Annotated in this window: 8 protein-coding genes; 4 read left to right on the forward strand and 4 right to left on the reverse strand. The window is 64.6% G+C overall.

Features of this window, described 5'->3' with window-relative positions; genetic code table 11:
• Positions 1-450 (reverse strand): cysteine dioxygenase (locus AC1DMG_RS18395; RefSeq protein ID WP_477180873.1); only part of this gene is annotated, 450 nt, incomplete at its 3' end.
• 224 nt (positions 451-674) lie between these two features.
• On the opposite strand from AC1DMG_RS18395, the gene AC1DMG_RS18400 reads away from it, so the two are divergent.
• On the forward strand, positions 675-965 hold the full coding sequence (locus tag AC1DMG_RS18400; RefSeq protein WP_441604726.1) for a hypothetical protein: 291 nt from the start codon (positions 675-677) through the stop codon (positions 963-965).
• An 89-nt stretch (positions 966-1,054) separates the two neighbouring features.
• Here the strand turns inward: AC1DMG_RS18400 and AC1DMG_RS18405 are convergent, their stop codons facing one another.
• Together AC1DMG_RS18405 and AC1DMG_RS18410 are read right to left on the reverse strand one after the other, a co-directional pair.
• The gene (locus AC1DMG_RS18405; protein ID WP_441604725.1) at positions 1,055-1,714 is read right to left on the reverse strand and encodes an energy transducer TonB; all 660 of its coding nucleotides are present in this window, start codon (positions 1,712-1,714) and stop codon (positions 1,055-1,057) included.
• A 196-nt stretch (positions 1,715-1,910) separates the two neighbouring features.
• Positions 1,911-2,738 (reverse strand): universal stress protein, encoded by an 828-nt coding sequence (locus tag AC1DMG_RS18410; RefSeq protein WP_441604724.1) that lies wholly within the window; start codon positions 2,736-2,738, stop codon positions 1,911-1,913.
• A gap of 291 nt (positions 2,739-3,029) precedes the next feature.
• Here AC1DMG_RS18410 and AC1DMG_RS18415 point away from each other — a divergent pair, with 291 nt between their 5' ends.
• The 3 genes from AC1DMG_RS18415 (at position 3,030) to AC1DMG_RS18425 (ending at position 4,646) form a co-directional block, all read left to right on the forward strand.
• Positions 3,030-3,458, forward strand: a complete 429-nt coding sequence (locus tag AC1DMG_RS18415; RefSeq protein WP_441604765.1) for a hypothetical protein — start codon at positions 3,030-3,032, stop codon at positions 3,456-3,458.
• A 145-nt stretch (positions 3,459-3,603) separates the two neighbouring features.
• Entirely contained in the window at positions 3,604-4,272 is a 669-nt protein-coding gene (gene trhA / locus AC1DMG_RS18420; protein ID WP_441604723.1) for a PAQR family membrane homeostasis protein TrhA, read from the forward strand.
• A complete protein-coding gene (locus AC1DMG_RS18425; protein ID WP_441604722.1) occupies positions 4,269-4,646 on the forward strand; it encodes a TfoX/Sxy family protein in 378 nt (125 codons plus the stop codon). The genes trhA and AC1DMG_RS18425 overlap by 4 nt, the downstream gene beginning before the upstream one ends.
• Positions 4,647-4,656: 10 nt before the next feature.
• On the opposite strand, the gene AC1DMG_RS18430 is transcribed toward AC1DMG_RS18425, so the two are convergent.
• A complete protein-coding gene (locus AC1DMG_RS18430) occupies positions 4,657-6,429 on the reverse strand; it encodes a DUF885 domain-containing protein (protein ID WP_441604721.1) in 1,773 nt (590 codons plus the stop codon).
• Positions 6,430-6,450: the final 21 nt, after the last annotated feature.

Below are 6,450 nucleotides of genomic sequence, written 5' to 3' on the forward strand. Positions count from 1 at the left end.
GTCGTGCCGGGAGAGGTTGCGGCAACGGTGGACGTGGCGGTCGTCAGCGTCGAACCAGGTGACATCGCCGGGGCCTAGCCAGTCGCGGCCGGTCAATCGCAGGTTCTTCCCGTCCTGGTCACGGTCCCAGGATTCCACTTCGAGTGCCCCATGCAGGGCCATCTCCAGGCCCCACAGGCCATCGTGATCGTGGATCGGGGTGGCGTAGTTGGCGGGCCATGCCATCACGAGCACGCTGATATCGGGCTTGTTGCGCTGCGCCACCAGCCAGCGTTCAAAGCCGCGGTTGCGCTCGCGCAAATCGGCCAGGTCGCCGATCAGGGCCTGCTTATTCTGGTAAACCGTACGACTCAGTTCCCTTGCCATCGAGGCAAGGTCAGGGTGCTCGCCCACCCCATAGTCAAATGCGATTTCACGCAGCGCCTTGAGGTGTTGCATGTGTTTGGCCATGCGCAGCCACTCATGGAAACCGGCGCGCAGTGGAGCATGCGTATCGTTAAAGTCCCGTAACACCGGGGCGAGATCGGCATGGCGAGGGACATGACTTTCGCGACATGCGCGACATGCCGCAAAAGCGCACGATGCTTTCCAAGCAGGCCTTGAAACTTGCATCGGTTGCCACAACTGCTCGATGCGCAACGGTCGCCGGCAGTGACGCCGGGAGGAGACACATCATGTTTGCGATAAGCGTGCTCTTGATGTTGATAGTAGGCGTTTGGCTCGGGGTCGCCTTGATCGGCCTGGTCTTCAAACTCGCCTTCGCCTTGATCGGCGGGCTGTTCAGCCTGGTCGGCGCCGTGCTCGGTCTGGTGTTCGGCGGCCTTGCCTTGTTGATCGCCGCGCCCATCGTGGCGCTCGCCCTGTTGCCCTTGTGCCTGCCGGTGATTTTGCTGGTGGCCGTGGTGTGGGCCATCGTGCGCCTGGCGCGCGGACCTGCGCCGGCGGCGCCCGTCAACGCCCACTAGAACTTCGCTTGCCGTGGAAGGGCCCGGCCTGCCACTGGATGCAGGTCGGGCCTTCCGCTTCAGATCGTTCTAAAGCGCGACGAAGCCGCTCAAAGCTCGTTCAAATTGAACGTCACCGGGACACGTGCCCATGCACGCACGGCCCGGCCATTCACCATCGCCGGTTCGAACTTCCAACTCTTCAGCACCTGCTCGCGTGCACTGCGATCGAGCAGGCTGTAGCCGCTGCTTTGTTCGATAGCGACCTCCTGCGGAACACCGTTCTCGTCCACCAACACCTTCAGGATCACTTGCCCTTGCAGGCGCGAATGCAGCGCCTGTGCGGGATATTTCAGCGGCGTCGCCCGATAGGCGAGGGTGGCTTCGACGGGAGTGTTGGTAACGTCCGCTGCGGGAGGGGCGATGGTGGGCGGAGTCACGGGCGCTGGCACCGTGCCATCGTCCGTGGTGTTGACCACTGGCGGCGTCACCGGAAGGGGATGCGTTAGCGCTTGCGGATGTGGAACGGTCTTCGGCGGCGCCAGCTTTTTGATATCGATCGGTGGTGGCGGAGGCACTTCCTTCGCCGGGGTGATCCAGCTGATCGGCGTGGCGGCAATGCGTTGCACCTGCTCGGCCAGTTGCGGCGCCATCGGACGCATGAGGGCGAGCAGCGCAGCGAGGTTGAGGGTGATCGCCACGCTCATCGCGGCGATGCGGATGTGGTCGGGATGGGCATGACGGGGTGCAGCCAGGCTTGCGGACGACATAGGCGACCTCCTGACGTATCGATGTGAATTTTGACGCCTGCTGGAGCAGGCGGATGGCCCGTGCACGCCGCGCGGGGACGCGGAGGGATCGTGTCGGTGCGCTTGCAGCCTAAGCCCGAAAAAAAGACTTGCGCAAGTAGCCGTATGGAAGGCTATTCTGGCGGGCGGGAGCTGCCTGGCCCGGTTCGGGCTTTTTTCAGTGCGCCACCAGCATCGGCACGTCGCCATGCATGAACAGGTGGCGGGTGGTGCCGCCGAGCACCATTTGCGCGAGCCGCGAGCGGCTCCAGGCGCCCATCACGATCAGGTCGGCTCCCTGGCTATGCGCAGCCTCCAACACGGCGGGCCCCGCGGCGTGACTGGGGCCGCTATCGAGCGTATCGATGCGGGCGTTGATGCCGTGGCGCTGCAACCAGTCGGCCAGGCCGGGCGGCGGCAGCACCGGCAACATGTCCGCGTTCATTTCGCTGCCGTCGAGCACGCGCACCAGATCGGCCTTCTGCAGCAACGGCACGGCCGCGGCCAGCGCGAGCGCGGATTCGCGGCTGCCGTTCCATGCCACCAGCACATTGGCGCCGACGCTGGGCACGGGCGAGACATCCGGCACTACCAGTACCGGCCGCCCGCTGGCAAACACGCAACGCGACACCGAGCCGAAACCGACTGGCGCATCGCTGCGCTTCTGGCTGCGCTCCATCACGAGGATGTCGTAACCGGAGGCCGCCTGGCTCACCGCCTGGACGGTGTCGCCCTGGGTGACCCGCCAGCTGCCGTTGAGCGCACGGGCGGCCAACGCCTGCTGCCAGTGGTGGTCATGTGTTCGTGCTTCGGCGACGCGGCGCTGTGTTTCTTCGAGTTGTACGGGCACGGCTTCGGGAAGACTGAAGGCGGTGGCTGGCAGGTCGGCCACGTAGAGCGCGTCGAGCCTAGCCCCCAGCCGTTGCGCCAAGGCCAGGGCGGCACGCGGAGCGGCAACGCCCAGGTCGAGATGGTCCAGATGCAACAGCAGGTCGATCGCAGACATGGCGGCTCTCCTGATTCCCAATCCGATATCAGCATAGAGCCTGCCATCGGTGGCGGTGTAGCGCGCGAAATCGCAGGACAAAAAAAGCCCCGCACAGGACGGCGGGGCGGTAAGGCCGGGCATCGGGGGAGAGAGAGGGGATGCCCGGTTATCGCATTGTTTCCCCTTGCGGCTTGCTATGGCGTACATCCTGGGTGAATGGCCTGTTCACGCCGCAGCGGGCTGGCGATTGCCAGAACCGCGCGCTTGCTGCCTACTGGCAGCGCGCAACCAGGGAGAAGGGCAATGAGCATGTCGAAGTGGATGGCTGCCACCGTGCTGGCCGTGGCCGGCTGGGCGGCATCAGTGCCGGCACATGCCGGCGATATCGAGTGCAAGATGAGTTTCAACCTCGCGGGCTGGTCGGTGTTCTATCAGACGGCCACCGGCAGCGGTACTGTCCACTGCAACAACGGCCAGAGTCTGTCGGTGCACCTGCGCGTCAAGGGCGGCGGACTCACCTTCGGCAAGAGCCAGATCACCAATGGCGTGGGCAAGTTCTCGGGTGTCAGCAGCATCAGCGAGATCAAGGGCCATTACGCCGATGCCGGCGTGCATGCCGGTGCAGCCAACTCGGCCGGTGCGCGCGTGATGACCAAGGGCAATGTGTCGCTCGCGCTCAGCGGCACCGGCAAGGGCTGGGACCTGGGCGTGGCCTTCGGCGCCTTCATCATCGAGTGATCGGACGGCACGGCGCGCCGGCGTCGTGCGGTCTTGCGTCGCGGGCATGCCTGACGGATGCCCGCTTCCGCTCTTGTTGAATCGGATCGGGCGTCCTAAGGTGGCGGGGCCGTACGCTCCAGTACGTTCCGTTTGAGGAATCCCCATGTCCGCCACCTCCGGCACGGCTCTCCCCCGCTATGCCTTCGGCGACGAGCTCGCCAGCAGTGTGATTCACGGCATCGGCATCCTGCTGAGCATTGCCGGCCTGGTGACGCTGGTGACGTTTGCAGCGCTGTACGGCGACACCCGGGCCGTGGTGGCCAGCGCGGTGTTCGGCACCACGCTGATCCTGTGCTACACGGCCTCGACGCTGTATCACTCCATTCCCGGCGCGCTGCCCAAGCGCGTGTTGCGTACGCTCGACCACATCGCGATCTTCCTGCTGATTGCCGGCACCTATACGCCGTTCACCCTGATCGCCTTGCCGGGCGCCTGGGGCTGGAGTCTGTTTGCCACGGTGTGGACGCTGGCGCTGATGGGCAGCGCGCTCGAACTGGGCCTGCTGAAGAAGTACCGCAAGCTGGCGGTACTTATGTACATCGGCATGGGCTGGGTGGGCGTGATCGCGTTCAAGCCGTTGCTGGCGCATCTGCAGACGGGCGGCATGGTGTTGCTGCTCGCCGGTGGCGTGGCATACACGCTCGGCGTGCCGTTCTACCTGTGGCGCAAACTGCCTTATCACCACTCGGTATGGCACTTCTTCGTATTGGCCGGCAGCGTGCTGCACTATCTTGCCGTGCTGCTCTACGTGCTGCCCGACGCGCCGATGTGAACCCCGCGATCGAGCTTCTGCGCCAGGAACTGGAAGACGCCGCCACGCACCTGGGACGTCCACACGATCTGCGGTTCAAGCCGATGTTCGGCGGGCTGATGGCCTGGTTCGATGAAAGGCCGTGCGCGTGGTTATCGTCACAAGGCCTGGCATTGCGCCTGGCTGAGGCGGACCAGGCTGGCTTGCTCGCCCACGAAGGTGCGGCTCGCTTCCGTCACAGGGCAGACGAGCCGCCCAGCCGCGACTACATCCTGGTACCGCCAGCACTGCGCAGCGACACGGCGAACTTTGCGCAGTGGCTGGAACTCAGCAGTCACGCGCCCGCCCCGCAAAAGAAAAGGCCGCGCCCGAAAGCGCGGCCTCGTCAGAACTAAACAGCGGCTTTTACTTCGCCTGCTTCTTCTGCGACGGAATGAACTGCGTGCGCACCGCTTCGGCGAGCTGCTCGGGCGGCAACAAGCCCTGGCCGATCACGAAGTCGTTGAAGGCCTGGCGGTTGAAGTCCTTGCCCAGCGCCAGCTCGGTGTTCAAACGCGTCTGCTGCAGGCGCATGTACCCGTAGAAATACGCAGTGGCCTGGCCCGGGCTGTTGAAGGTGTAACGGTCCAGTTCCTGCTGCGTCATCGCCTCGGACAGGCCCACGTCGTAACGCAGCACATCGTGCGCACGTTCCTTGGTGATCAGGCCGAGGTTGAGCATCGGATCGAGATACGCACGCGCCGCGCGCTGCAAACGCGCCTGCAAGGCCACGAACTGGCCCGACGGCGGCTCGTACGGCAGCATTTCCGACTCGGCATACAGCGCCCAGCCTTCCACGTTGACGCTGTTGAAGGCGAACAGGCTGCGTGCCAGCGACACGCCGCGTTCCACCATCGCCGCGAACTGCAGCTCGTGACCCGGACGGCCTTCGTGCGCGGTCAGCGTCCAGGCGGCCGCCTTATAGGTGAAGTCGTCATACGAATCGGACTTGCCACCACTGGGGTTGCCCATGGTCAGCACGAAGGTGCCCTGTTCGCCGTGGTTGTTGATGAACGGCGGCGGGTCCATGTGCGGTGCCGGCACGGCGGCGGTTTCCGCTTCCGACGCCAGGCGCATCTGCATCTTGCGCTGGGGCAAGGTGATGATGTGCTCGCGGCGGATGGTGTCTTCGATCTTGCCGATGATCTCGTGGTACCAGGGCACCACGTCATCCTTGCCCAGCTGCTGCTTTTTCAGCGCCTTCAGCACGTCGCGATAGTCGGTGGCCTGGATGCCTTCTTCCTTCGCCACCACCGGCGCCATCATCTGCATCATCGAGCGCAGCTCGGTGAATTCGAACTGCGCTTCCTTGATCAGCTGTTCCGGCGGAATGTCGATGCCGACCTGCTTGAGGTTGTACGCATACAGCGGCTCGGGCAGGCGGAAGTCAGTACGCTCGCGCGGCACGATGGTGGTGCGCACCCAGCTGTCGTAGTCCTTGAGCTGGCTGTCCAGCGCATCGAGCGCGGCCTTGCCCTGCGCGTCGTCCAGCTTGTACTTGGCGAACAGCTGGCGGATGCCCTGGGTGTAGCGCGGCGTATTGCTGAGCTTCTGCTCCACTTCGTTCTTGTACGGGCCGATCAGGTCCTTCTCGCCCAGTCGTGCCGTGGTCTGCGCCTTGGCCAGCTCGACCAGCGGCGTGCAGCCCGCGGTCTTGCCCACGTAGCATTCCAGGCGCTTGAGCGCGGCGGGGCGACGATTGGCGGCCACGTCGTCCTTCAGCAAGACGAACTCGCCCTGGAAGATCAGCTGGCCCACGTCCTGGTACGGCAGCATGTACTTGTGATTGAGATCGATGCCTTCGATCTGCTGATCGACGGCCTTGATCATGATCTGCAGATCCTGGCGGACGTTCTCGTCCTTCTCGCTGGCCAGCATCTTTTCGAGCTTGCCCTTGGCGTCGACGAAGGCGGCACGCGAACGGGCGTCGACGTCGGGCTTCATGTCGACGACCTTGTCGTCGAAGCCGGGCACGCCGATCTGCGAGGCGAATTCCGGGTTGAACTTCGCCATCACATCGAGCAGCACCTTGGCGTCGGTGTTGCTGCGTTCGATCCAGGCGGGCGACTTGGTTTCCGCTTGGGCGGAACCGACGGCGACCAGCGAAACCGCCAGTGCCAGGGCGAGACGTTTGGACATGAGCACTTCCCTGAAGGTGGA

This window comes from Dyella sp. 01N36 (assembly GCF_056399745.1).